General features: G+C 51.1%; 20 protein-coding genes. 6 read left to right on the forward strand and 14 right to left on the reverse strand.

Features of this window, described 5'->3' with window-relative positions; genetic code table 11:
• Positions 1 to 6: 6 nt before the first annotated feature.
• The 3 genes from ABWW03_RS12450 to ccmA are packed head-to-tail and all read right to left on the reverse strand — an operon-like array spanning position 7 to position 2175.
• Complete coding sequence (locus ABWW03_RS12450; protein WP_353408660.1) at positions 7 to 747, reverse strand: heme ABC transporter permease; 741 nt, start codon at positions 745 to 747, stop codon at positions 7 to 9.
• Between the two features lie 28 nt (positions 748 to 775).
• Positions 776 to 1495, reverse strand: coding sequence for a heme exporter protein CcmB (gene ccmB / locus ABWW03_RS12455; RefSeq protein WP_353408661.1), 720 nt, complete (start codon positions 1493 to 1495; stop codon positions 776 to 778).
• Entirely contained in the window at positions 1492 to 2175 is a 684-nt protein-coding gene (gene ccmA / locus ABWW03_RS12460) for a cytochrome c biogenesis heme-transporting ATPase CcmA (RefSeq protein ID WP_353408662.1), read from the reverse strand. The genes ccmB and ccmA overlap by 4 nt, the downstream gene beginning before the upstream one ends.
• 211 nt (positions 2176 to 2386) lie before the next feature.
• On the opposite strand from ccmA, the gene ABWW03_RS12465 reads away from it, so the two are divergent.
• The 4 genes from ABWW03_RS12465 to ABWW03_RS12480 all read left to right on the forward strand — a co-directional run bounded on the left by ABWW03_RS12465 (position 2387) and on the right by ABWW03_RS12480 (position 6284).
• A complete protein-coding gene (locus tag ABWW03_RS12465) occupies positions 2387 to 4234 on the forward strand; it encodes a flagellar hook-length control protein FliK (RefSeq protein ID WP_353408663.1) in 1848 nt (615 codons plus the stop codon).
• 2 nt (positions 4235 to 4236) lie between these two features.
• Positions 4237 to 4524, forward strand: coding sequence for an EscU/YscU/HrcU family type III secretion system export apparatus switch protein (locus tag ABWW03_RS12470; RefSeq protein ID WP_353408664.1), 288 nt, complete (start codon positions 4237 to 4239; stop codon positions 4522 to 4524).
• A gap of 135 nt (positions 4525 to 4659) precedes the next feature.
• Positions 4660 to 5511, forward strand: coding sequence for a sulfurtransferase (locus tag ABWW03_RS12475; RefSeq protein ID WP_353408665.1), 852 nt, complete (start codon positions 4660 to 4662; stop codon positions 5509 to 5511).
• 35 nt (positions 5512 to 5546) lie between these two features.
• Positions 5547 to 6284 (forward strand): sulfite exporter TauE/SafE family protein, encoded by a 738-nt coding sequence (locus ABWW03_RS12480; protein WP_353408666.1) that lies wholly within the window; start codon positions 5547 to 5549, stop codon positions 6282 to 6284.
• A gap of 111 nt (positions 6285 to 6395) precedes the next feature.
• Here the strand turns inward: ABWW03_RS12480 and msrA are convergent, their stop codons facing one another.
• The 3 genes from msrA to ABWW03_RS12495 all read right to left on the reverse strand — a co-directional run bounded on the left by msrA (position 6396) and on the right by ABWW03_RS12495 (position 8880).
• Positions 6396 to 7040, reverse strand: coding sequence for a peptide-methionine (S)-S-oxide reductase MsrA (gene msrA, locus ABWW03_RS12485; protein WP_353408667.1), 645 nt, complete (start codon positions 7038 to 7040; stop codon positions 6396 to 6398).
• Between the two features lie 67 nt (positions 7041 to 7107).
• A complete protein-coding gene (locus tag ABWW03_RS12490; RefSeq protein WP_353408668.1) occupies positions 7108 to 8274 on the reverse strand; it encodes an acyl-CoA dehydrogenase family protein in 1167 nt (388 codons plus the stop codon).
• A 171-nt stretch (positions 8275 to 8445) separates the two neighbouring features.
• A complete protein-coding gene (locus tag ABWW03_RS12495) occupies positions 8446 to 8880 on the reverse strand; it encodes an Lrp/AsnC family transcriptional regulator (protein ID WP_353408669.1) in 435 nt (144 codons plus the stop codon).
• A gap of 208 nt (positions 8881 to 9088) precedes the next feature.
• Here ABWW03_RS12495 and ABWW03_RS12500 point away from each other — a divergent pair, with 208 nt between their 5' ends.
• Positions 9089 to 10276, forward strand: a complete 1188-nt coding sequence (locus ABWW03_RS12500; protein ID WP_353408670.1) for a type III PLP-dependent enzyme — start codon at positions 9089 to 9091, stop codon at positions 10274 to 10276.
• A 436-nt stretch (positions 10277 to 10712) separates the two neighbouring features.
• Here ABWW03_RS12500 and panP read toward each other — a convergent pair whose 3' ends face one another.
• Positions 10713 to 12329, reverse strand: a complete 1617-nt coding sequence (gene panP, locus ABWW03_RS12505) for a pyridoxal-dependent aspartate 1-decarboxylase PanP (RefSeq protein WP_353408671.1) — start codon at positions 12327 to 12329, stop codon at positions 10713 to 10715.
• Positions 12330 to 12554: 225 nt separating this feature from the next.
• Between panP and ABWW03_RS12510 the strand changes: the two genes are divergently transcribed.
• Positions 12555 to 14375: a DEAD/DEAH box helicase gene (locus ABWW03_RS12510; RefSeq protein ID WP_353408672.1), complete on the forward strand. Its 1821-nt coding sequence runs from the start codon at positions 12555 to 12557 to the stop codon at positions 14373 to 14375.
• Between the two features lie 6 nt (positions 14376 to 14381).
• Here ABWW03_RS12510 and ABWW03_RS12515 read toward each other — a convergent pair whose 3' ends face one another.
• From ABWW03_RS12515 to ABWW03_RS12545, 7 genes are all read right to left on the reverse strand, one after another.
• Positions 14382 to 14846, reverse strand: coding sequence for an ASCH domain-containing protein (locus ABWW03_RS12515; protein WP_353408673.1), 465 nt, complete (start codon positions 14844 to 14846; stop codon positions 14382 to 14384).
• 34 nt (positions 14847 to 14880) lie between these two features.
• On the reverse strand, positions 14881 to 15261 hold the full coding sequence (locus tag ABWW03_RS12520; protein ID WP_353408674.1) for a VOC family protein: 381 nt from the start codon (positions 15259 to 15261) through the stop codon (positions 14881 to 14883).
• Between the two features lie 29 nt (positions 15262 to 15290).
• Positions 15291 to 15791, reverse strand: coding sequence for a hypothetical protein (locus ABWW03_RS12525; protein WP_353408675.1), 501 nt, complete (start codon positions 15789 to 15791; stop codon positions 15291 to 15293).
• Positions 15792 to 15821: 30 nt separating this feature from the next.
• Entirely contained in the window at positions 15822 to 16277 is a 456-nt protein-coding gene (locus tag ABWW03_RS12530; protein WP_353408676.1) for a GNAT family N-acetyltransferase, read from the reverse strand.
• 336 nt (positions 16278 to 16613) lie between these two features.
• Positions 16614 to 17666, reverse strand: a complete 1053-nt coding sequence (locus ABWW03_RS12535) for a 2-oxoacid:ferredoxin oxidoreductase subunit beta (protein WP_353408677.1) — start codon at positions 17664 to 17666, stop codon at positions 16614 to 16616.
• Between the two features lie 23 nt (positions 17667 to 17689).
• Entirely contained in the window at positions 17690 to 19537 is a 1848-nt protein-coding gene (locus tag ABWW03_RS12540) for a 2-oxoacid:acceptor oxidoreductase subunit alpha (RefSeq protein WP_353408678.1), read from the reverse strand.
• Positions 19534 to 21327 (reverse strand): FAD-dependent oxidoreductase, encoded by a 1794-nt coding sequence (locus tag ABWW03_RS12545; protein WP_353408679.1) that lies wholly within the window; start codon positions 21325 to 21327, stop codon positions 19534 to 19536. Before ABWW03_RS12545 ends, ABWW03_RS12540 begins: the two co-directional genes overlap by 4 nt.
• Between the last annotated feature and the right edge of the window lie 250 nt (positions 21328 to 21577).

The raw sequence follows: 21577 nt of genomic DNA on the forward strand, positions 1-21577 counted from the left end.
TCTCTCTCAGACCTTGTTCAGCAAGGCGTGTTTTACCCAGTTGGTTTTCATTTCTCGCTGGAGAATTTCACTGCGCGTCGCCGCCAACAGCGCCCAAGTAAAGAATATATAAAAACCGGTAATCATTCCCAGCAGAGGATACAACATTTCAGGCGCAATACTGCTCGACGTCATTTTGATGGACGCTGGCTGATGCAAAGTGAACCACCAATCCACGGACTTGTAGATGATAGGAATATTCACGGTACCGACCAGGCTTAAAATGGCACTGGCTTTATCGGCCACTTCCTGCTCACGAAAGGCCTCTTGTAGCGCAATCACACCGAGATACAAAAACAACAGAATTAACACAGACGTTAGGCGCGCATCCCAAACCCAATAAGTTCCCCAGGTTGGTTTGCCCCATACAGCACCGGTAAATAAGGCCATCGCCGTCAGCACCGCACCGATAGGTGCCGCAACTTTCATCACCATATAAGACAGCTTCATTTTCCAGATCAATCCGATCGCACCGGCAACAGCCATCACATAATAAGCCGCCATTGCAACAATCGACGCCGGCACGTGCAGATACATAATTCGGTAACTGTTGCCCTGTTTGGCATCCATTGGCGCAAAGCCCAGCGCCCAAATGGACCCACTGACAATCATCAACAGACTGATACTCAGCAACCAAGGCATCCAAGCATTGGTTTTTTCATAAAACCACTTTGGGGAGCCTAATCTGTGGAACCACTGCCAAGCCAACGTTCGCCTCTCTCAGCCCTTCGGGGCGTTAATTATTCACACTCATTTTCAGCGCTCCGGCAATAGCCAGGGGCGCTGCGATAATAGCCAGAGCCAAAAAGGAGCCCAATACCGCCAACTGGGTATTATACGCAAAACCCTCAATCGCTGCGCGCACACCGCTGGACCCGAAAATCAACACGGGCACATAGAGAGGCATTACAATCAGAGAAAGCAATAAGCCTCCTTTGCGCAGGGATACTGTCAAAGCGGCACCAATGGCACCGATCAAACTCAAACTGCCCGTGCCTAACAGTAGACTTAAAACCAAGGGAATATAACCGGCCTCGGGCAAGGACATCATTACACCCAATAACGGGGCAATCAGCGTCAACGGCAAGCCTGTCGTCAGCCAATGCACAATAACTTTAGCCAGCACATTGATGTAACTGGACTGGGGGCTAAGCAGCAACTGCTCGAGCGTACCGTCATCAAAATCAGAACGAAACAAACCATCCAAAGACAGCAGAGTCGCCAACAGGGCAACGACCCACAACATGCCAGGCGCGAGAATCGCCAGAGTCTTGGGGCTTGGGCTCACCCCCAAGGGCACCATGGTGATAACCAATAGGAAAAAGATCAGGGGATTGGCCAGCTCTCCGCGATGGCGAATGGCAAGCTTCAGATCCCGCCGCAGAGTTGCTAAAAAGGCATTGCCCGTTCGTTCAGGGCGATTGGCGATGGCAGAATCCGGCCTAGGCTGACTCATTCTGCCCCCCCATACATCTGTTCCGGGCTGGGCAGATAGTCCTGCAAATCCAAACGCTTTAGGGAAGCCAACTGCAAGTCCTGGTGGGTTGTCAGAATAACAATCCCCCCAGTTTCGCTGTGCTCGGCGAAACGTTGTTCCAACTTGGCCACCCCGGCCTTATCGATGGCTGTCAGAGGCTCGTCGAGAATCCAGATCTTTGCCTGACTCAGGTATAAACGAGCGAGAGCAACGCGACGCTGTTGCCCGGCTGAGAGATTGAAACAGCTCTGATCCTCATAACCATACAGGCCAACGTCTTTCAAAGCCTGCTCGACTCGTGAGTCCAAGCGATCAGTATCGCCCTCAAGCCCCGCATACCAACGTAAGTTTTCCGCGGGAGTCAGGGCTGATTTGATACCCGGCAGGTGCCCCAAGTAGAGCAGCTGCTGCCGAAACTCAAAGAGCTGCTGAGACAGTGCTTGCCCGCAAAAGCGAATCTCTCCTGCGGAGGGTTCGGCCAGGCTCACAAGACATCGCAACAAGGTGGTTTTCCCCGCCCCATTAGGGCCGATAATCTGAAGAACATCTCCCGCCTGGATATCAGCATTCAAATCCGCGAACAACAAACGCTCATCCCGACGGCAGGCCAGCTGTTCCAGACTGATTGTTAGAGATTGCTTATCCAGAGCCTTGCTCATTACGTCTTGCTTATTCCTGCTGGTCCGAAGACACGGGTTATAAAAACAGGCGGCATTATAGAGCTTTTTTAGGTAGGAACCTATTGCGAGGGCTTGAAGAAGATCAAAATCATGCCGCTTTTCCCGCAGCCGACTGCAGTTATCCCCTCATTTGCCGATACCCAATAGAGAAAGAAAGCGTTGAAAAGAACACATTCAGGGGGAGAGTACTATGGTGATCGCACACGCATCCGTCGCCCGAGCAAGTCTTGGTCCGGCACTGGACGCAAGCTCTCCAGGCCAAAGCAATGCGGGCATTCATGCCAGCAACGACAAACACGGCTCAACGGTGGATGGAAAACACACACACCATAGCGATAAACCTCTCCCCATCAGCTCTCAAAAGAACGCTTCAAATACGGATAAAACCGCCTTGAACCAGGCGAAACAGGAAGTCTTGAATGTCCTTGCGCAAAAACGAGATGCTAACAGCCCTCTTGAAAGCGCTCTAAAGGCACTGGAGAAACACAACAAGGCGCTGACCGTGAACGAGAACACACTTGATAAGCAATTATTCAAACGCTTACCTGCCAGGCTACAAGGCTTGTTCGCCCTAGGCCTGATCAGCGATAAGAACGACAGCCGCGCCCAAGTCATCGTCAGCGCCCTCGCCTCAGCCCGCCAAGTTCAACAACTGCTCCCCCTGCTTCAGCAAGGCAAGAGCTTTACCAGCGCCGACTTCATTCGACAGCCCCCCAGCCTGTTAAAACTTGAAATGGCCGGCGGGCATCAGCTGTTGACCGTTTCCAGAGAACCCATAGCCAAAGGCGCTTGGGTGAGTCTGCGTCTTGAATCGAATGGCGCCCTCAAAGTGAATGCGCTTTCAGAACCGGAGAAAACCTCCCCAGTTCACCAAGCCCTGAATTCGAAGAGCTCCATAGGTAAAAGCCCTCTCTCTTCCCAGCCGCAGGTCATCATTCAGAAAGCCCTGAGGGAATCGCTTCCCCAGCAACAGAACTTACGCGACGTACTGGGGCACATACGCAACCTCAGCCAGCATCTCAATCAGCTGCCTAAAGAGCACAATCTGTTCAGCGCCAGCAGCCGTCTGTTGATCGACCAGCTCGCGGACAAACTCCCTAACATCAAATTATTGAGTCACGGCAGCGGCGTTAAGCAAGCCATCATCCAAAGCGGCGTTACCCAGGAAGCCAAACTGGCCAATCTGGTCAAAGAAATCTCAGACATGGCCGTCGCAAGTCCCGGTGCCCAATCCGCGACTACGCAAACTGGCTCACTGCACCAAAGCACGGCACTTGCTCCGGCGTTGAACGATGTCAAAACCCTGCTTGGGCGACTGGCACAGGCACTGCGTAACGATATTCAACTGAGTCGTGCCAGTAGCGCTACAGGCGGCCCAGCCACCACCGCATCAACAGCAGGTTCGACCACAGCAGGTAATCCACTCAGCAGTCTGAATACTCCGATAGGCAAGCTGCTGGACTTACTGTTCAATCCCCAGGCCGATATCACGTCAAAGTCCCACACCGCCTTACTGGAACAATTCAAACAACTGCAAGCGCCCCAACGCCGCTTGCTGAGAGAACAGATTAATCAAAAGCTTCTGACCTTAAGTCAGGCCGGACTGGCCAAAGTCCAAACCCAACAGCTGCAGATGTTGAGCGAACCGGTCAATGGTGTCTTACAGCGCTGGCTTATGGAATTGCCCTTTTCCCACCAAGGTGAAGTACGCAGTATCGAGCTGGAGATCCAACAACGGGAGAGCAAAAAGAAAAACCCCCAAGGCGAACTACACAATCAATGGCAGCTGCGCCTGAATATTGACCTGAAAGCGTTGGGTAAGCTGCAGGCGGATATCAAACTCATGGCCGAACGCGGAAATATTCAATTGTGGTTTTCCAACACAGAAGCCTTGCAGCTGGCCGAAGCCAAACTGGAAACCCTAAGACAAACACTCACCCGTAAAGGACTGGAATTGGAAGAACTGCGCTGCCATCAGGGTGTTCCCCCAAAACTTGAAACCAGCCTGCAATGCCAACTGATCAACACGCGAGCCTAACCATGCAGACGCAAGAAGATGTATTTAGCGATGAAGAACTGAGCCAAGCCGTCGCTTTGTTCTACGACGGTGAAACCGCCCCCCAGGTTACAGCGAAAGGCGGTGGCGCCACCGCCGATGAAATCATTGCCATCGCTCAAGAGCACAAAGTACCCATGTGTGAAAACCCCGAGCTAATTAAGCTGCTCAGCCAAATTGAATTGGGTGACCACATTCCCGAGAGCCTGTATCTCTGCATTGCTCAAATATTAGCCTTCGCTTACGACCTTCAAGGTAAAAGCCCCCATTAAATGGCGGCAATACAAGCATTTCTGACAGGATAGGACAGGGCCGATGAAATTGGGAAAGCGGGCTTGAGCAGCCTGCGAGCAACAGGTAAGGTTACACAAAAATAAGTACACCCACTGACTGAATTCTGAGCCTTTATGGATAAGCAACACCCACTTGCTGCATGCGTTTCAGCGGACGATTTAAAACACGCCATCGACGCGCGTGACAACAACACTCTGATTTTTGATTGCCGCTTTGCATTGGGAGACCCCAATTACGGTTTGCTGGCCTATGAACAAGGGCATATTCCAGGCGCGTACTTTCTGGATATTGAAGCCGACCTGTCCGCGCCTGTAGAAGGCCATGGCGGACGCCACCCTCTGCCTCGCATTGGTGAACTGCAAGAGCGTTTACGAAGCTGTGGCTTGACGCGCTTTCACACGGTTGTGGTGTATGACGACCAGCGTAATGCTTACGCGGCAAGAGCCTGGTGGCTGTTGCGCTTTATGGGACTGGAATCGGTTTATATTCTGGATGGAGGCTACCAAGCCTGGAAAGATGCCGGAGGCGGCATCGATAAACGCGAGCCCGCTCCACGCCCTGGAAATTTTCAGTGCCGCCCTCGCGCTGGCTGGATTACCGATTACGACGGCATTCAACACATCAGCCAACAGCTGGACGCGCAAAGTTCGAATGAGCACTGCTTGATTGATGCCCGAGAGAACAAACGCTATCAAGGTATTGAAGAACCCATCGACCCCGTTGCCGGACACATTCCCGGAGCAGTGAATAAACCTTGGCAGGAAGTGGTTGATGACAATGGTTTCTTTCAAGCCCTCGAATTCCATCAAGAACGTTGGGCAGACCTGGAACCGGAGCAGGTTCTGATCAATTACTGTGGCTCAGGCGTAACTGCCTGTGTCAATCTGGTGTCATTGTTCATTGCCGGCCGACAAGACGCGATGCTCTATCCCGGCAGCTGGAGCGACTGGTGCAGCCACCTATAGTGCGTTAAGCGCTATCAGCGAAGCCGCCTTCTAATATGACCTATCTATTGCTGTTTATGGCGGGCGCTATTGCCTGGATGATCAGCACCGTCGCCGCCGGCGGTGCCGCCATGTTGCTGATACCGATACTGGGCTTAACCCTGTCTGCCCAATCCGTCGCGCCGGTGATCACCGTTGCCAGCCTCATGGCCAACCCGTCTCGCACCTTTGTCTTCTGGCAATATATTTACTGGCCCGTTATTGCCCTGCTATTACCGGGCTCAATCATCGGCGCTATCCTGGGCGCTTATGCGTTCACCCTGATGCCGGCTCACTATTTACAGCTCATTCTCGGACTGTTTCTGCTCTCCACAATTTGGCAATACCGTTTTGGCAAACGACAGCGCTCCTTCCCCATGCCGCGCTGGGCATTTTTTCCACTCGGCATGAGTGTCGCCTTCGTATCAGGACTGGTGGGTGGAGCCGGCCCGGTGATGAACCCTTTCTTTTTAAATCACGGCATGGAAAAAGAACAACTGGTCGCCACCAAAGCGTTTAATTCGCTGGCCATGCAAGGCACCAAACTAGTGAGTTACCTGGGACTTGGCGCGATAAGCTGGCAGATGGGTGTGAGTGGAGTCGCCATTGGGCTGGGTGGTATCTTGGGGGTCTTCTGGGCTCGCCACCATTTGCAGCGCATCGACAATGAACGCTTTCGACAATACACCCTCTACCTGATGCCGATCGGCGGGCTATTGTTGATCGCAAAAGCAGCCAGCAGCCTGTCAACATAATCAAATCAACACATAAGAAATAGCTGTGCCAAGAAACGGCCACCCCGACAACGGGCATAAAAAATGCCGCTCTTAAGCGGCATTTTGATTGGGGATCGGTCTATGCGAAACCTACACGTCCAAACCAATCGGGCATGTGACACCTGTCCCGCCAATGCCGCAATAGCCTTGGGGGTTTTTGTCGAGGTATTGCTGGTGATAATCCTCAGCATAATAAAATTCCGGCGCTCTCTGAATCTCCGTTGTGATGCTCGACAATCCGGCTTCACTTAAGCGCTGCTGGTAATTTGCCTTGCTTTTTTCGGCCACGGCCAATTGCTCATCATCCAAACAATAAATCACCGAGCGATACTGGGTGCCCAAATCATTGCCTTGGCGCATTCCTTGAGTAGGATCGTGATTTTCCCAAAAAACTTTAAGCAAATCTTCATAGCTGATGACATTGGCATCAAACAACACACGCACAACTTCAGCATGCCCGGTTAACCCCGAACACACTTCTTCATAACTCGGGTTTTTGGTGTAACCGCCCGCGTAACCAACCGCACTGCTGCGTACGCCATCCTGCTGCCAGAATTTACGCTCAGCCCCCCAAAAACAACCCAAGCCAAACACCGCTTCGGTCAAACCTGCGGCAAACGGGGGCACTGTGCGTTCACCAGTCACCGTGTGTTTTGGACTGACCACCATAGCCTCATCCCGACCCGGCAAGGCATTTTCAGAACCAACCATTTGGCTTTTATCGTGTTGCAACATAATTCTCAATCTCTTGTTAACGGCAGCCAGGAACTCAAGAAGGAGGCGCCCCCACATAATGGTTCGCTTATTGTTGAGCCGCCGCTTCCGCTAATAATTCACGGGCGATAATAATTTTCTGAACCTGGGACGTACCTTCATAAATCGACGTAATACGTACATCCCGGGCATAACGCTCCAAGGGGTGATCCTGCAAGTACCCTGCTCCACCCAACAACTGCAAGGCGTTATAACAAACCTCATTGGACTTTTCGGTAGCAAACAATTTCGCCATCGCCGCCTGCTTACCAAAAGGCAGGCCTTTCTCTTTCAGGTAAGCGGCATTCATCAATAATAAACGAGCCGCTTCAAGATCGGTATACGCATCGCTCATCATCCATTGAATGCCCTGAAAGTTGGCAATCGCCTGACCAAACTGTTCACGTTCTAACACATAAGCGCGAGCGTAATCCATGGCGGCTGTCGCGACCCCTAAGGCCAGAGAACCAATACCAATACGACCACCAGCCAATTCGCCTACAGCAATCTTAAAGCCCTGATTCAGCTCACCCATGAGGGCCGATGCCGGAACGCGGCAATTGTCAAAAATCACTTCATTGGTCGCTGAACCATGCTGCCCCATTTTATGCTCCGCCGGAGCAATAATCATCCCGGGAGTATCCGCTTCAACCAGAAAGCAACTGATCCCCTTACCCTTTTTGGCGTCTTTGTCGGTTACCGCCCAGACCACAAACACACCGGCGTATTCCGCACTGGTGATATAAAGTTTGCTGCCATTCAAAATAAAGTCATCACCATCACGCACTGCACTGGTACGCATACCCGCCGGGTCAGAACCTGCACTGGCTTCTGTGAGACAAAAACCACCTGCGGCGTATTCTCCGCTGCAAATCTTAGGAATGTACTTTTGTTTCTGCTCATCGTTGGCAACCGCTTGAATCACCTCCGCTACCATATTGGTCACGGACATGGTTACCGCTGTGGAGGCGCAGGCTTTTGCGATTTCAGTAATCGCCACGCTGAAAGACACCACTCCAGCCTCACTTCCGCCGTATTCGGAAGACACATTCAAGCCCATAAAACCCAGCTCAGCCAACTTGCGCAGATTAGCGAGCATCGCTTCGCGACCCTCGCCACGATCAACCTCAGCAGCGACAGGGGCCAATTCAGACTCAGCAAAACTGCGCGCCGTGTCTTGGATCATCTGCTGCTCTTCGTTCAGCGCTAACTCCATGATTTTTCTCCGATGTCTTCTTTATAGCTCAATAGTTGTTTTAGTCTGTCAGTTTTGAAGGACAAGAATACCATTTTAGGTCAACTGACACACTTTATTAAGATGACAAAAGTGTACCCCAGCCCGAAGGCAATGAAGACACTCGTCCAAAAATAACAATCTTTGGGGTCATTAGCGCTCAAACTTGGTGGAAAGTACCACAGATGTCTGGGTACGAATCACCCCATCCAATTCGGAAATATGGTCAACCGCCTGATCCAGAGATTCCGTTGACGCCGACTTAATAATAGCCACCAGATCAAATTCCCCGCTGATGCTGTAAAGAGAGCGAACATCATCCATGGTTTGCAACTTGCGGCAGAGCTGGCTGACCTTGCGCTGCTCAGTGGCTATAGAAACGTGGGCTTCGATCATGGTCCCACGATACGCATTGGACAGACGCAGCGTATAGCCCTGAATGATGCCCTGCTGCTGCAGTTGCTGAATATGATTTTGCACGGTTGCCCGAGTCACTGACAGCTCCCGCGCCAGCTCAGCGACCGAGGCCCGAGCATTGCCACTCAGTAATTGAATAAGCTGCCGATCCAGCTCTGATACCACCTTCATAAGTCATTCGCCCTTCATTCACACAGCTCAACTGAACATTATGATCACACAACAAATCAAAATGATTACCAAATAAGTTCATTTTGTAAAGTCTGATTATTAATTTTGACAAACAAGCTGTCTATACTGCCAAGCATATTTGGGCAAATACAGCCCTTCGCATCGATGTAGTAGCGCGTTAAAGCGCCCGTGCTTAGCCGAGGTCAATATGAATCAATATCACCCATTTCCGCATTCTGACAGCCATGCCACTGCGGCATCCGCAGCCAACCCTTTGCAGAGCAGCTACAGTGGGCCAAAGATTATTATTGACAGTGCTGTTATTCGACGCCAGGCCAAGCGCTTCGCCAAGGCCATGCCCCGTGTGCAGGCGCACTATGCAGTGAAAGCCAACCCCCACCCTGAGGTTTTGCGCACACTCCTCAATTGCGGCGTTAACTTCGAGATCGCTTCTCGCAAGGAGCTGGAAATGCTGCTGGCGCTGGGCGTCGACCCCAAGTCCGTGTTCTACAGCAACCCTTTTAAAGGCCCCCAGCATTTGAGCTTTGCTGTTGAAAATGGCGTGCAGTGGTACGTTATCGACTGCATCGAGGAAATGGAGAAAGTGCTGGCAGTCAAGCCGGATGCTTCTTTGTACCTGCGCCTGTATACCACCAACAAAGGTTCTTTATGGCCGCTGTCCAGTAAGTTTGGTGCTGCCACGGATGAAGTCATGCCAATTCTGAAACGCGCTGTCGAACTGAAAGCCGATCTGGCCGGTGTGACCTTTCACGTAGGCTCGCAGTGCACCAATACGGAAAACTGGCAGACCGGCATTCGGGAATCCAAGGCCTGTTTCGAGACCATGAAATCCCTGGGCCTGAAACCTCGCCTGCTCAACCTGGGCGGTGGTTACCCAATGCAGCCTAGCGACATCATTGAAAACCCCACAAAACAGCAACTGGCCCCAAGCATTGAAGCGATTGCCGATGTGATCAACGCTGAGCTGGCGGATTTGCCTGACGATATCAACGTCATCGCCGAGCCTGGCCGTTATATGGTGGCCGAAGCGGGTCGTATCATTTGCCAGGTGATCGGCACCACCAAACGTGGTGAAGATCGCTGGGCCTATGTGGACGCGGGTTTTTACCATGGTCTGATGGAATTGACTGACGCCTTTGATACTGCCGTCACCTCTAATCATTCCGATGAGGATGAGCAGGCCCTGTGGACCTTTGGTGGCCCAACCTGCGATTCCATTGATGTTTTCGGTAAGGGTGTTGACGGCAAAGGCACACCACTGAGTGCAAAACTGCAAAGTGGTGACTTTATCACTCTGCATAATACCGGAGCTTATGTACACGCTTGTGGCACCGAATTTAACGGTTTTGAGCCACTTGAAGTCGTGGTGATCTGAGTAGGGTAAAAATACTACCCACCGTTGGCCAAGTTTAGATTTCAGCCTTGGCCACAGAACCATGGCCCCCAGAAACCTGAGCAATAATTAAACAAGACTCTATTGATTTAGGGGGAAAACCGACAGTTATTGGAAACAAGCAGACAATTGCTAAAAAAGTTGGAAAAAAACTACAAATTTTATTGAGGGGGCACGGCTCCCAGACGTTAAAGAATTGCTATTGCTATGGTGCTTAAGCGGTGAAATTACCGCGGAAACGGATTTTGCAAAAGAGCATGGACGCTCAATTTTCTTTCTCTGCACCTCTTTTCTTCCCCTGTTTTGATACATCAGAACCCACACAAGCCCCTGGGCCTGCACACGTCCCAACAACGCCATTTTCTTCTTTGGGGATCATGGACAGCAAGGTTTACAGACTATCTCCTTGAAACCGCACTCAGGCGAGCTGAGCGGCAAGACGACGTTGCTCTTCCAGTATCTCGACCAGATGCTCAATACGAGTGTAGGGATTGGCCAACACGACGCGGAAAACATGAATTGCCTTGGAGCCGTAATGCGGCAGGTGTAATTGTGTGCGAGATACAAAGCCTTGTGTGCCCGCCGCTTGGGCAATCTGAATGGCTACCGTCTGATCGCTTAATCGCTGATTCAGGCCAGCAATGAGCGCTGCATCGCCTTCAGTGATGGCTTTGCGTAGCGCGTTACGCTCGGTAGGCGGGCAATAGCGATAGGATAAGATATTCAGCTCAGGATCCAGAATCAGTTCAAAATCCTCACTGTCACGAATCAAACGGGCAAACTCGCTGGCCAGCGCCACTGAATGATCAATCAGAGCACCGTAACCTTCAGCGCCAATCAAGTGCAAACCGGCATGCAGCAATAAGGACATGGCTGGCCTTGAGCCTTCCAGAGTATAAGCCCCAAGATCTTTGGAATCTGAACGAATGATGTAAGAGGCATGATGCTTGATGGCATTGACCGCCTCAGGTTCGCGAAACAGAACCATTCCGGCCCCCATCGGCACATAAAGCTGCTTGTGGGCATCCAGAGTAATGGAATCCGCGAATTCAATACCCGCCAATTTTTCACGTTGGCGGTCTGAGAAGATAGCCGCCCCACCCCATGCGCCATCCACATGAAAGTGGCAGCCCAGCTCCTGAGCAAACTCCGCCATTTCGTTGAGAGGGTCAATAGAGCCGGTTTCCGTTGCTCCGGCCACTCCGACCAAAGCCAAAACCTTTATACCGCTGGCCTGAAGCGCGGTAGCTTTGCGGCGCAAAGCCCGCATATCCATGCGATGCTCATCATCCACCTCAATGGCAATCAAGTTCTCGCGACCAATACCCAGCACATCAGCCGCTTTACTCAAGGAATAATGCCCGCGCTCACTGACCAGAACCGCCAACCCGGTGTAGCCATCTTTAGCCATCCCTGACATCGCCCCAAACAACCCTTTCTCAGCCAGCTCGTATGACGCCAGCAGCCGATTGCGGGCTACCCACAGGGCCATCAAATTCGCCAGAGTTCCGCCTGAGCAGAACACCCCGAACGCTTGAGTCGGGCTGTGCATATTATTGCGATAGTAATCCTCAACCCCACGATCGCCCTGAGCAAGTTGTGAGCCAAAGAAACAACGGTGCAGAATGGCCAGAACCTGGCGTTCCAGATCGGTAAAATAACCCGAGGTCTCAAGCTTCACATTGTTCTGGTTCAACGAGGCCATAAGCTTTTGCACGGGTGGCATAAACGCCGGCAAAGCTGAAGTCATATGGCCTACAAAATCCGGGCGGGCCGTATTCACAGAACCGGATATCGCTGGCCCCAACAACTGACTGTATTCCGCAAAGCTTTTCGCCATCGCAGGCACTTCACTGGAATAGAAGCATTGTTCAACTTTGTTTTGATTGGATAAGCCAGGCCGATCGGGAGCCTGTAGATGTTCAGCGGCCTGTTGGCCCAATAGTGCTTCAAATTCAGCCAGCGCATCGGCGTTTATATCGAACGCCTGTAATGCTGCCAACCAAGTTTGATTCGATAGCGAGTCGTCCTGCATGGGCGATTATCGTTCTCTCATCTGCGCTGCAAGAAATACGATTCTCACAAAGAGCGGTATTTCTTTTCAAAAGGTCGGCTACGGTAGCGGATCACCCGCTTCAGGGCAAGAGTTTTACCCGGTCCAGGACGCTAACGAATACCCCACGTCTTGTAATACAATAAGCAGACCGTTTCACAAGGCCTATCCACCCCCTTTCACTTGAACCGGCACATCGATTTTTGAATGAGTAAGCACCACTGGCAACTACGCCCCTATCAACAAGAAGCCGTCGACGCCACTCTGAAGCATTTTCGGCAGAGCGATGACCCGGCCGTGATTGTGCTGCCTACCGGTGCAGGAAAAAGTCTGGTCATTGCGGAACTCGCCAGGCTGGCTCGTCGCAAAATTCTAGTGTTGGCTCATGTCAAAGAATTGGTTGAACAAAATGCGGCCAAGTTTCGAGCGACCGGAGCAACTGCAGCGATTTTTTCAGCGGGCTTACAGGAAAAGCAAACGGATGCGCAAATTGTTTTTGGCAGTGTGCAATCCGTCGCCCGAAACTTGAATCAGTTTGAACAAGAATACTCTCTACTGATCATTGATGAATGCCATCGATTGGCTTTGGATGAAGACTCTCAATACCAACAGGTTATCGATACCCTTCGCGCAAGCAATGCCAAGCTCAAAGTGTTAGGACTGACAGCAACACCCTATCGGCTGGATACCGGCTGGATCTACCAACATCATCTGCAGGAAAACCGTTGGCGGACAGACGAACATACCGCCTTTCGCTATTGTATCTACGAACTGCCACTGAAGCATATGATTCAAGAAGCGTTTCTCAGCCCGGTAGATCTTCTGGATGCCCCGGTCGCCCTCTATGATTTTGAACAGCTCCGCCCCAAGCAAAGTGGTTTGTTCAGCAGCACCGATCTCAACCAGGTTCTGCAGAAAAGCAAACGTGCGACTGCCAGAATTATTGAGCAAGTGGTATCTCTGAGTGAGGATCGCGAAGGCACGATGATTTTTGCCGCAACCGTTGAGCATGCCAAGGAAATCATGGGTTATTTACCGGGCGAATGTTCGGCCATGGTTATCGGCGACATGAAGCAAAGTGCCCGCGACTCGGTCATTCAAGCCTTCAAAAATCGGGACATAAAATACCTCGTCAATGTCGCAGTACTCACAACGGGTTTTGATGCGCCCCATGTCGACACCATTGTGCTGCTTCGTCCTACCGAATCCGTCAGTCTCTATCAGCAAATCATCGGACGTGGACTACGGTTAAGCCCCGGAAAAGAAAAATGCCTCGTTCTGGACTACGCCGGCAATCAACACCAACTGTTCAAACCCGAAATCGGCCAGGCAAAACCGGAATCTGACAGCGATATCGTGGCCGTCGCTTGCCCCACCTGCGGTTTCAACAATCATTTCTGGGGCAAACTCGACAGCGATGGTTTACTGATCGAACACTATGGCCGTCGCTGCCAGGGCCTGATCGACCCTGGACACAATAGCGACACGTCCCTGCTGCCCCCGCTTGAAAAGGCTCGCTTACAAAAACAACGCTGTGAGTTTCGCTTTCGCTTCAAGGAATGCCCAAGCTGTGGCCAGGAAAATGACATTGCCGCACGCAAATGCCAGAACTGTGAGCAACAGCTCGTTGACCCCGATGAAAAATTGAAAAACGCCTTATCACTGCGCGACCACATCGTCCTTCGTTGTTCGGGGCTGAGTGTAAACGTGACGGAAAAAGAAGGAAAAGAACGCCTGGAAATAGCCTATCACGATGAAGACGGCGCGGAACTCAAAGAATACTTTTACCTCGACACAGCTAAACAGCGTTACGCTTGCTGGCATTACTTGTTAAAACCACACCGTCAATTGCAGGGGCAGTTCCCCAAAGCCGACATCGACAGACTGACGGCGCAATACATTCTGGAACGAGAAGCTCAATTGCGAGCTCCTGACTTTGTGATAGCCCGCCAGGAAAAGCGTTTCAGCCGTATCATTGAAAAGCTGTTTGATTACGAAGGTCGCTATCGACGGGCAAATGAACTCTGATCACGCTCAGGGACGAAACACAAGCTCGAAGTGTTCGCAAACAATTGGCATGTCCACTTGGGGCTGCAAACCAAAAGGTTCCAATTCCCGCTGATAATACGGCCAATGTACGGCCTGCCAATAGGCCAGGCTTTTATCGCCTTCACCCTCGAGAAAAGCATAAGCTTCACTGATTTTGTTGTATGCACAAATGTCCACAACGAGGGTTTGTATGACACACTGAGCTTCGCCAGCCCAATTGGTGATAATGTTCACATCGCCGGCTTTTGGCAGTGCCTCCCCACTTTGCTCGTACCACCAAAGAGAGGGAGACGTCGCCCGTTTCTCTCCCGACAACACCAGCGCCGCACAATCATCCGCATCCTGCCGCTTATCGCAAAAATGCCAGGCATCAATGACCTCAAAGGGTCGGCCAGCCTGCTCGCAAAAGGCTTTGTTAACGGCGAGTACCGTTGGGTGACGATCGTTCATGCTCATTAGTCCCAATTCACGCACATCGAATACATTACTGGCTTTTTGGCTTTTCTTCCATCAGACCAATCAAATTGCCTTCTGGATCTTTCACAAAGGCCAGCCAGAGATCGTGGTCCGGCATCGGCGCGGCAAATTCAGGCGAGCGTTCGCCCACTACGCCTGCCGCTAACAATTCGCGATAAAAGCTTTCGATATCCTGTAACTGATAATACAAGATCGAGTTATGGGCTACCTCGCCGGCGCCTTGCGGTTCGGTCAACATGATGCGGGTTTGGCCACATTGCAGAAACGCCAGTTGTTCGCTGGGCGAAAACAAATGCGGCAACCCCAGAATGTCCCGGTAAAACGACAACGCAGCAGGAACATCGCGCACACAAATCGCGATCTGACCAATGTGAGAAATAGTTGGCATGGTAAACCCTCGCTGATGGCCTGTAATCGTCAACACAGACCTTGTTTTTTCATTTGTCGAATTCTGGCTTTCACAGAAGGAGCTTCGTCTCGCAAGGCCATATCAATCAGTTGACGGACGCCTTCTTTGTACTCAGGAAAGCCTTGTGACAACACAACAAAGGCGTAATAACTCCAAGCCCGTACAAATTTATTCTCATCAGTCAGGCATAGACGGATAAAACGCTCCCACGCTTCGCGCTGTTCCAGGGCAATTTCGAGGCTTCCAATTGACTGCAAAATATGAAGGGCAATTTCCCAATGGAGTTTGGTTTGTAGATGCGGCAACAACTCAGCCACCCGCTTCGCCTCAACAGTCTCCCCCTGATCGCAATGTCGCTTGAGCAAGTAGCTCAGGCCTTTTTGCAGGTGCTCATCTTCAGGCCAGTTAAATACACACTCGACGAAGCCCACATCCCTATGGTGTTGCGCATAAATTAGGGCGATATCCTCGCTGCTTTTACCGTCCCAGTTTCGGAGCTTATCTAACACAGCCAATATCTCCTGAACTCGCCTAACACCCTATGGGTTAAAAATCACCTTATACAAAGGCAGCTGCCTGCCTTCGGGTGTGGATTCTCTTAAACCACAAGCTTGTGCACCCATCTTTTCATAGAAGCCGGTAGCATTAGGGTCTGCTGCAATCAGCAGTTCTTTGGCGGAAACACTTTTCAAGTAAGCACACACATAATCCATAAGTGCTTTCCCGGCCCCCAATCCCATGCACGCGGGATCAACCCAACAATCTTCGAGTTCATAATGATCAGCTCCCAGACTGGCGCAGGAGGCCAGCGCAATGATCGCGCCACCGTGTTTCGCCACCCAGAAACGTCTTTCTTGCAATATCGACTCGTCGACCTTGAGATCGGGCAACCATAGCTGTATCCATTCTTCGGGATAGTTCCAGTGCCTTTTGGCGGCCACGATGATCCGATTCATATCATGCAGATCTTGTACGCCTGCAGCACATATTTCCATTGACTGTGGCTCTTGATAACGGCTCTTAATAATGACAGTTGAAAGCGCCTCTTGATGATGGCCTTGCTCTCGGTAACCCCTCTCCATTCCATAAGGCCCACTCGCTCGAACGGCTCGTCGAAATCGAACCGGCTTATATTCGCCACATCAGGTACGCTGGAATAGTCTGATTCAGGAACAATATTCTACCTGCAAACACTCAAAATCAAGGAATCATTCGGCGAATCTACGACTCAGGACCGGCATTCGAAATGGGGTGAAACAAAAACGGCGGTTCCCGAAGGGTAACCGCCGTTTGACATGAGGCACATTGAGTGTGTGCCGAGAAATGACTCGCTAGCGCAAACTCTCATTGATCGCTTGCAAGGCTTTATCTCCTGGGCACAATTCAGTCTCACCCAGCTTTCGGAGGGCTTTTTTACAAGTCCCGATCGTTTCATGGCAATCCTGGGAGTCGGGGTCCATATAAAGCAACCCCGTCAGGATTTTGTCCTGAGCTTTATAGTCTTTAATCAACTTCAACGCGCTGCGACGATCATTCACATCGAGATCGGCATCCGCTTTTTGAAGGTGCACCACACTGCCATCGTGTAAGGTGACTTCCTGAGCGGTGCCTGCGCCATAATCGGCTGTGATTTCCTCTCTCATCGGAACAAAATCCACCGTACCCGTAGCCGCCAGGTGATCGCGAACGTGCTCATACCCCTTGGTGGAGCCGGGATTGTTGTTAAAGGTCACACAAGGGGAAATCACATCAATCAAAGCAAAACCACGATGGGAAATTGCGGCTTTAATCAAGGGCACCAACTGCTCTTTGTCTCCGGAAAAGCTCCGCGCCACAAACGTTGCACCAAGTTGCAGAGCCACACTGGCAAGGTCGATGGCCTCAAACGGGTTTGGTTCACCTTTCTTACTGACCGAACCAACATCCGCGGTGGCTGAATCTTGCCCTTTAGTGAGGCCATAGCAACCGTTGTTTTCCACCACATACATCATATTCAGGTTACGTCGCACAGCATGGGTAAACTGTCCCATACCAATAGATGCCGTATCACCATCACCGGAAACACCTACATAAATCATTTCCCGATTTGCCATATTGGCGCCGGTCGCCACTGAAGGCATGCGCCCATGTACCGAGTTAAACCCGTGGGAATTACCCAAAAAGTATGTTGGTGTTTTGGATGAACAACCAATGCCTGATAATTTGGCAATATTATGTGGAGGAATCGACAGCTCATATATTGACTGCACAATAGCCGCGCTGATGGAATCGTGTCCACAACCTGCACACAAGGTTGAAATGGAACCCTCATAGTTTTTCTTGGTGAAGCCCAGCTCATTAGTGGGCAACTCCGGGTGACGAAATTCTGGTTTAAAGAAACTCATATCATTTTTCCCCTGAATTTTCCCTACTGTGCCCGCTTAATGGGTGTCACATTGTCGTGACGCACCACATCTTTCACTCGCTGAACAATGGTATCCGCAGTGATGGGCATGCCATCATAGTGGAGAATTTTGATCAGGGATTTGGGGTTGATTTCACATTCATTGACTAACAATGAGCGCATTTGTGCATCGCGATTTTGCTCGATCACAAAGACTTGCTCATGCTCAGCAATAAACTGCTCCACTTCATGATTAAACGGGAAGGCCCGGATGCGACAACTGTCTGCTGCAATGCCCTGCTCGGCCAGTTTATCAACGGCTTCCAAGGTCGCGTCTTTGCTGGTACCGAAATGAATCAAGCCCACCTTCTTGCCACCGTCACGGCGGATAATTTCGGGCGCTGGCACATAGGTTTTTGCCGTTTCCCACTTGTGCAGCAACCGTTCCATGTTTTTAACGTACTCGCTGCCGTCTTCGGTATACACCGCGTATTCATCTCGAGAAGTACCTCGAGTGAAAAACGAACCCTTACTTGGATGCGTTCCCGGATAAGTACGATAAGGAATGCCATCACCATCCACGTCCAGATAACGACCAAAGCGCTCGCTCATGGACTCCAGCTCTTCAGCATTAAAGACCTTGCCTCGATCATACTCACGGGCATCATCCCAACTCAAAGGCTCGGATAAATTGTCGTTCATGCCCAGATCCAAATCGGTCAGCATAATGATGGGCGTCTGCAAGCGCTCGGCCAAATCAAAAGCCTGGGCAGTCATGTCAAAACAATCTTTCGGTGTCGAAGGAAACAACAACACATGCTTGGTATCACCGTGTGAGGCGTAGGCGGCTGCAGTAATATCCGATTGCTGAGTACGCGTTGGCATGCCGGTTGAAGGCCCCGCACGTTGCACATCAATCAAAACCGTAGGAATCTCAGCGAAATACGCTAAGCCCAGGAATTCACTCATCAGGGAGACACCAGGACCTGAGGTCGCGGTAAAGGCGCGCGCGCCATTCCAGCTTGCGCCAATCACCATGCCGATAGCCGCCAGTTCATCTTCGGCCTGCACGATAGCGTAGTTTTTCTGGCCGCTGGCGGGATCGATACGCATACGCTTACAGTATTTCTCAAACCCCTCGATGACCGAAGTCGACGGCGTAATAGGATACCAACCCGCCACCGTTGCGCCGGCATAGACCGCACCCAAACCACAGGCGGTATTACCATCCAATAAAATACGGTCCCCCACATTGTCGCAACGTTTTACGGTGATGGTGCAAGGGCATTCGAAGTTGGCCTTGGCATATTGAAAGCCTAATTCAAGGGCGTGCACATTGGGGGCAACCAGCTTTTCCTTGCCTTTAAATTGATCGGCAATCAAACCCGTCAGCACGTCAAACTCAATATCCAGCAAAGCCGCCAGTGCGCCCACGTAGATCATGTTTTTAAACAGCTGCCGCTGGCGAGCGTCCTTATATTCCTCCATGCAGATTTGCATCAAAGGAATGCCAATAAAATGAATATCGTCGCGATGTAAACGCAAATCCAATGGCTTAGTACTGTCATAAAAGAAGTAACCGCCTGGGCGAACTTCTTTGACATCTTTTGCCATACTCTGTGGATTCACCGAAACCATAAAGTCGGTACCGCCACGGCGTCCCAAATACCCTTTTTCATTCACTCGCACTTCATACCAGGTTGGCAGCCCCTGAATGTTGGACGGAAAAATGTTCTTTGGGCTAACAGGAATACCCATACGGAAAATGGCTTTTGCAAATAAGTTATTGGCGCTCGCTGAACCGGTTCCGTTCACATTCGCAAACTTGATGACAAAATCATTAACGGCCTGGATGCTTTTTATTGCGCTCATGCCTCACCTCCTGCCTTAGCCATTTCATAGCTGAACTTCTGCATATCCCAAGCGGCCGTTGGGCATCGCTCGGCACAGAGACCACAGTGCAAGCACACATTTTCATCCTTAACCATTACTCGCCCAGTTTGCAATTGCCCCTCAGACACCAGCAGATCTTGAGCGAGGTTATTCGCGGGCACAATAAGCTTCGCGCGCAGCGCCGATTCATCTTCTTCGTTTTCAACAAAGTTAATGCAGTTGGTCGGGCAAATATCCGTACACGCATCACACTCAATGCATTTACTTTCTGTGAAGACGGTTTGGGCATCACAGTTTAAGCAGCGCTGGGCTTCTGCGAACGCCAGTTGCTCGTCGTAGCCAAGTTCCACTTCCAGCAATCGATCTTTGATGGATGTAGCCACATCTGCATGGGGTACCGCATAACGGACGTCTTCCACCACACCGTTATCGTAGCTCCATTCGTGAATGCCCATTTTCTGGCTAACCAAGTTCGTGGTCGCAGGCGGGCGTTCACTCAATACCGATTTTCCATTCAGGAACAGATCAATCGACACTGCCGCTTGATGGCCTTGAGCCACCGCTGTAATCACATTGGCTGGGCCAAAAGCCGCATCGCCGCCAAAGAAAACCTTCGCCAACGTAGACTGAAAGCTTTCTTCATTAATCACCGGCATATCCCATTGGCCAAACTCAATTCCCAGATCTCGTTCAATCCAAGGGAAGGCGTTATCCTGGCCAATGGCAATACAGACATCATCGCACTCAACAAACACCGCTTCCTCTCCCAGAGAAACCAGACTGCGCTTGCCATTTTCGTCGTACTTTGCTTCAACCCGGTCGAAACGCATACCGACCAACTTGCCCTCTTCCACCACAAATTCCAGCGGAACATGATTTTCCAACATGGGCACGCCTTCACGTTCAGCGTCTTCAATTTCCCAGGGTGATGCTTTCATTTCAGATTTCGGACTGCGTACGATGACATTGACCTGCTCTGCACCGATGCGCAACGCTGTTCGACAACAATCCATCGCAGTATTACCACCACCGAGCACAATCACTTTCTTGCCCACGGTTTCGGTATGTTCAAAAGCCACATTCGCCAGCCATTCGATACCCAAATGAATATTGGCGCCGCCCTCTTCGCGACCGGGAATCTTCAGATCGCGACCACGTGGCGCACCCGTTCCGACAAAGACAGCGTCGTACTCTTTGTCGAGTATCGATTTCAAGCTGTCGACATAGGTACTGAACTGAGTGATCACACCCATATCGAGGATATAGTTCACCTCTTGATTCAATACTTCTTCCGGTAAACGGAACGATGGAATCTGACTGCGCATAAAGCCGCCACCTAGAGGCTGATCATCGTAGAGATGCACCTCATAGCCCAAAGGCATCAGATCTCGGGCCACCGTAAGCGAGGCAGGGCCGCCGCCAATCAAGGCGACTTTTTTGCCGTTTTTCTGCTTGGGAATGTCAGGCATTCGAGCAGCCACATCATCATCAAGTTTGTTATCAGCGGCAACGCGCTTAAGGCGGCAAATCGCCACAGGCTCGTCCTCTACTCGCCCTCGCCGGCAAGCCGGTTCACAAGGGCGGTCGCAGGTACGACCCAACACACCGGGAAACACATTGGATTCCCAGTTAATCATGTAGGCGTCGGTATAACGGCCGGCGGCAATTAAACGGATATACTCAGGCACAGGGGTATGTGCCGGGCAGGCGTACTGACAGTCCACCACCTTATGAAAGTGATGACCGTCTTCGGTCTTTGTAGGCTTCACAACACGGTTCCAATTGCTACTGCTTGCGCAGGTTCATCATTACTGCCCGCTTTTGGCGGGCATTGCTTATGGGGCATTTATCCAGCCGTTTGCGGCTGAATTGCCTCTCATTCTCTCAATTTGCTCTCGCGACAATACTGGCTCGCGCGAACCCCTTGCATTAGGGTTTTCTTATTCAGTGTTACACATGCTAGCGCAGGTTTACTTTACAAGTAAAGAATGTCGCAAATCCCCAAAGGGGTCAACAGAG

It is taken from the genome of Pseudoteredinibacter isoporae (assembly GCF_040372805.1).
Taxonomy (GTDB): Bacteria; Pseudomonadota; Gammaproteobacteria; order Pseudomonadales; family Cellvibrionaceae; genus Pseudoteredinibacter; species Pseudoteredinibacter isoporae_A.

Coding starts and splice junctions, on each gene's coding strand:
- ccmB (WP_353408661.1), bottom strand. CDS start 1,495: ATGAGTCAGCCTAGGCCGGATTCTGCCATCGCCAATCGCCCTGAACGA.
- ccmA (WP_353408662.1), bottom strand. CDS start 2,175: ATGAGCAAGGCTCTGGATAAGCAATCTCTAACAATCAGTCTGGAACAG.
- ABWW03_RS12465 (WP_353408663.1), top strand. CDS start 2,387: ATGGTGATCGCACACGCATCCGTCGCCCGAGCAAGTCTTGGTCCGGCA.
- ABWW03_RS12470 (WP_353408664.1), top strand. CDS start 4,237: ATGCAGACGCAAGAAGATGTATTTAGCGATGAAGAACTGAGCCAAGCC.
- ABWW03_RS12475 (WP_353408665.1), top strand. CDS start 4,660: ATGGATAAGCAACACCCACTTGCTGCATGCGTTTCAGCGGACGATTTA.
- ABWW03_RS12480 (WP_353408666.1), top strand. CDS start 5,547: ATGACCTATCTATTGCTGTTTATGGCGGGCGCTATTGCCTGGATGATC.
- msrA (WP_353408667.1), bottom strand. CDS start 7,040: ATGTTGCAACACGATAAAAGCCAAATGGTTGGTTCTGAAAATGCCTTG.
- ABWW03_RS12490 (WP_353408668.1), bottom strand. CDS start 8,274: ATGGAGTTAGCGCTGAACGAAGAGCAGCAGATGATCCAAGACACGGCG.
- ABWW03_RS12495 (WP_353408669.1), bottom strand. CDS start 8,880: ATGAAGGTGGTATCAGAGCTGGATCGGCAGCTTATTCAATTACTGAGT.
- ABWW03_RS12500 (WP_353408670.1), top strand. CDS start 9,089: ATGAATCAATATCACCCATTTCCGCATTCTGACAGCCATGCCACTGCG.
- panP (WP_353408671.1), bottom strand. CDS start 12,329: ATGCAGGACGACTCGCTATCGAATCAAACTTGGTTGGCAGCATTACAG.
- ABWW03_RS12510 (WP_353408672.1), top strand. CDS start 12,555: ATGAGTAAGCACCACTGGCAACTACGCCCCTATCAACAAGAAGCCGTC.
- ABWW03_RS12515 (WP_353408673.1), bottom strand. CDS start 14,846: ATGAACGATCGTCACCCAACGGTACTCGCCGTTAACAAAGCCTTTTGC.
- ABWW03_RS12520 (WP_353408674.1), bottom strand. CDS start 15,261: ATGCCAACTATTTCTCACATTGGTCAGATCGCGATTTGTGTGCGCGAT.
- ABWW03_RS12530 (WP_353408676.1), bottom strand. CDS start 16,277: ATGGAAATATGTGCTGCAGGCGTACAAGATCTGCATGATATGAATCGG.
- ABWW03_RS12535 (WP_353408677.1), bottom strand. CDS start 17,666: ATGAGTTTCTTTAAACCAGAATTTCGTCACCCGGAGTTGCCCACTAAT.
- ABWW03_RS12540 (WP_353408678.1), bottom strand. CDS start 19,537: ATGAGCGCAATAAAAAGCATCCAGGCCGTTAATGATTTTGTCATCAAG.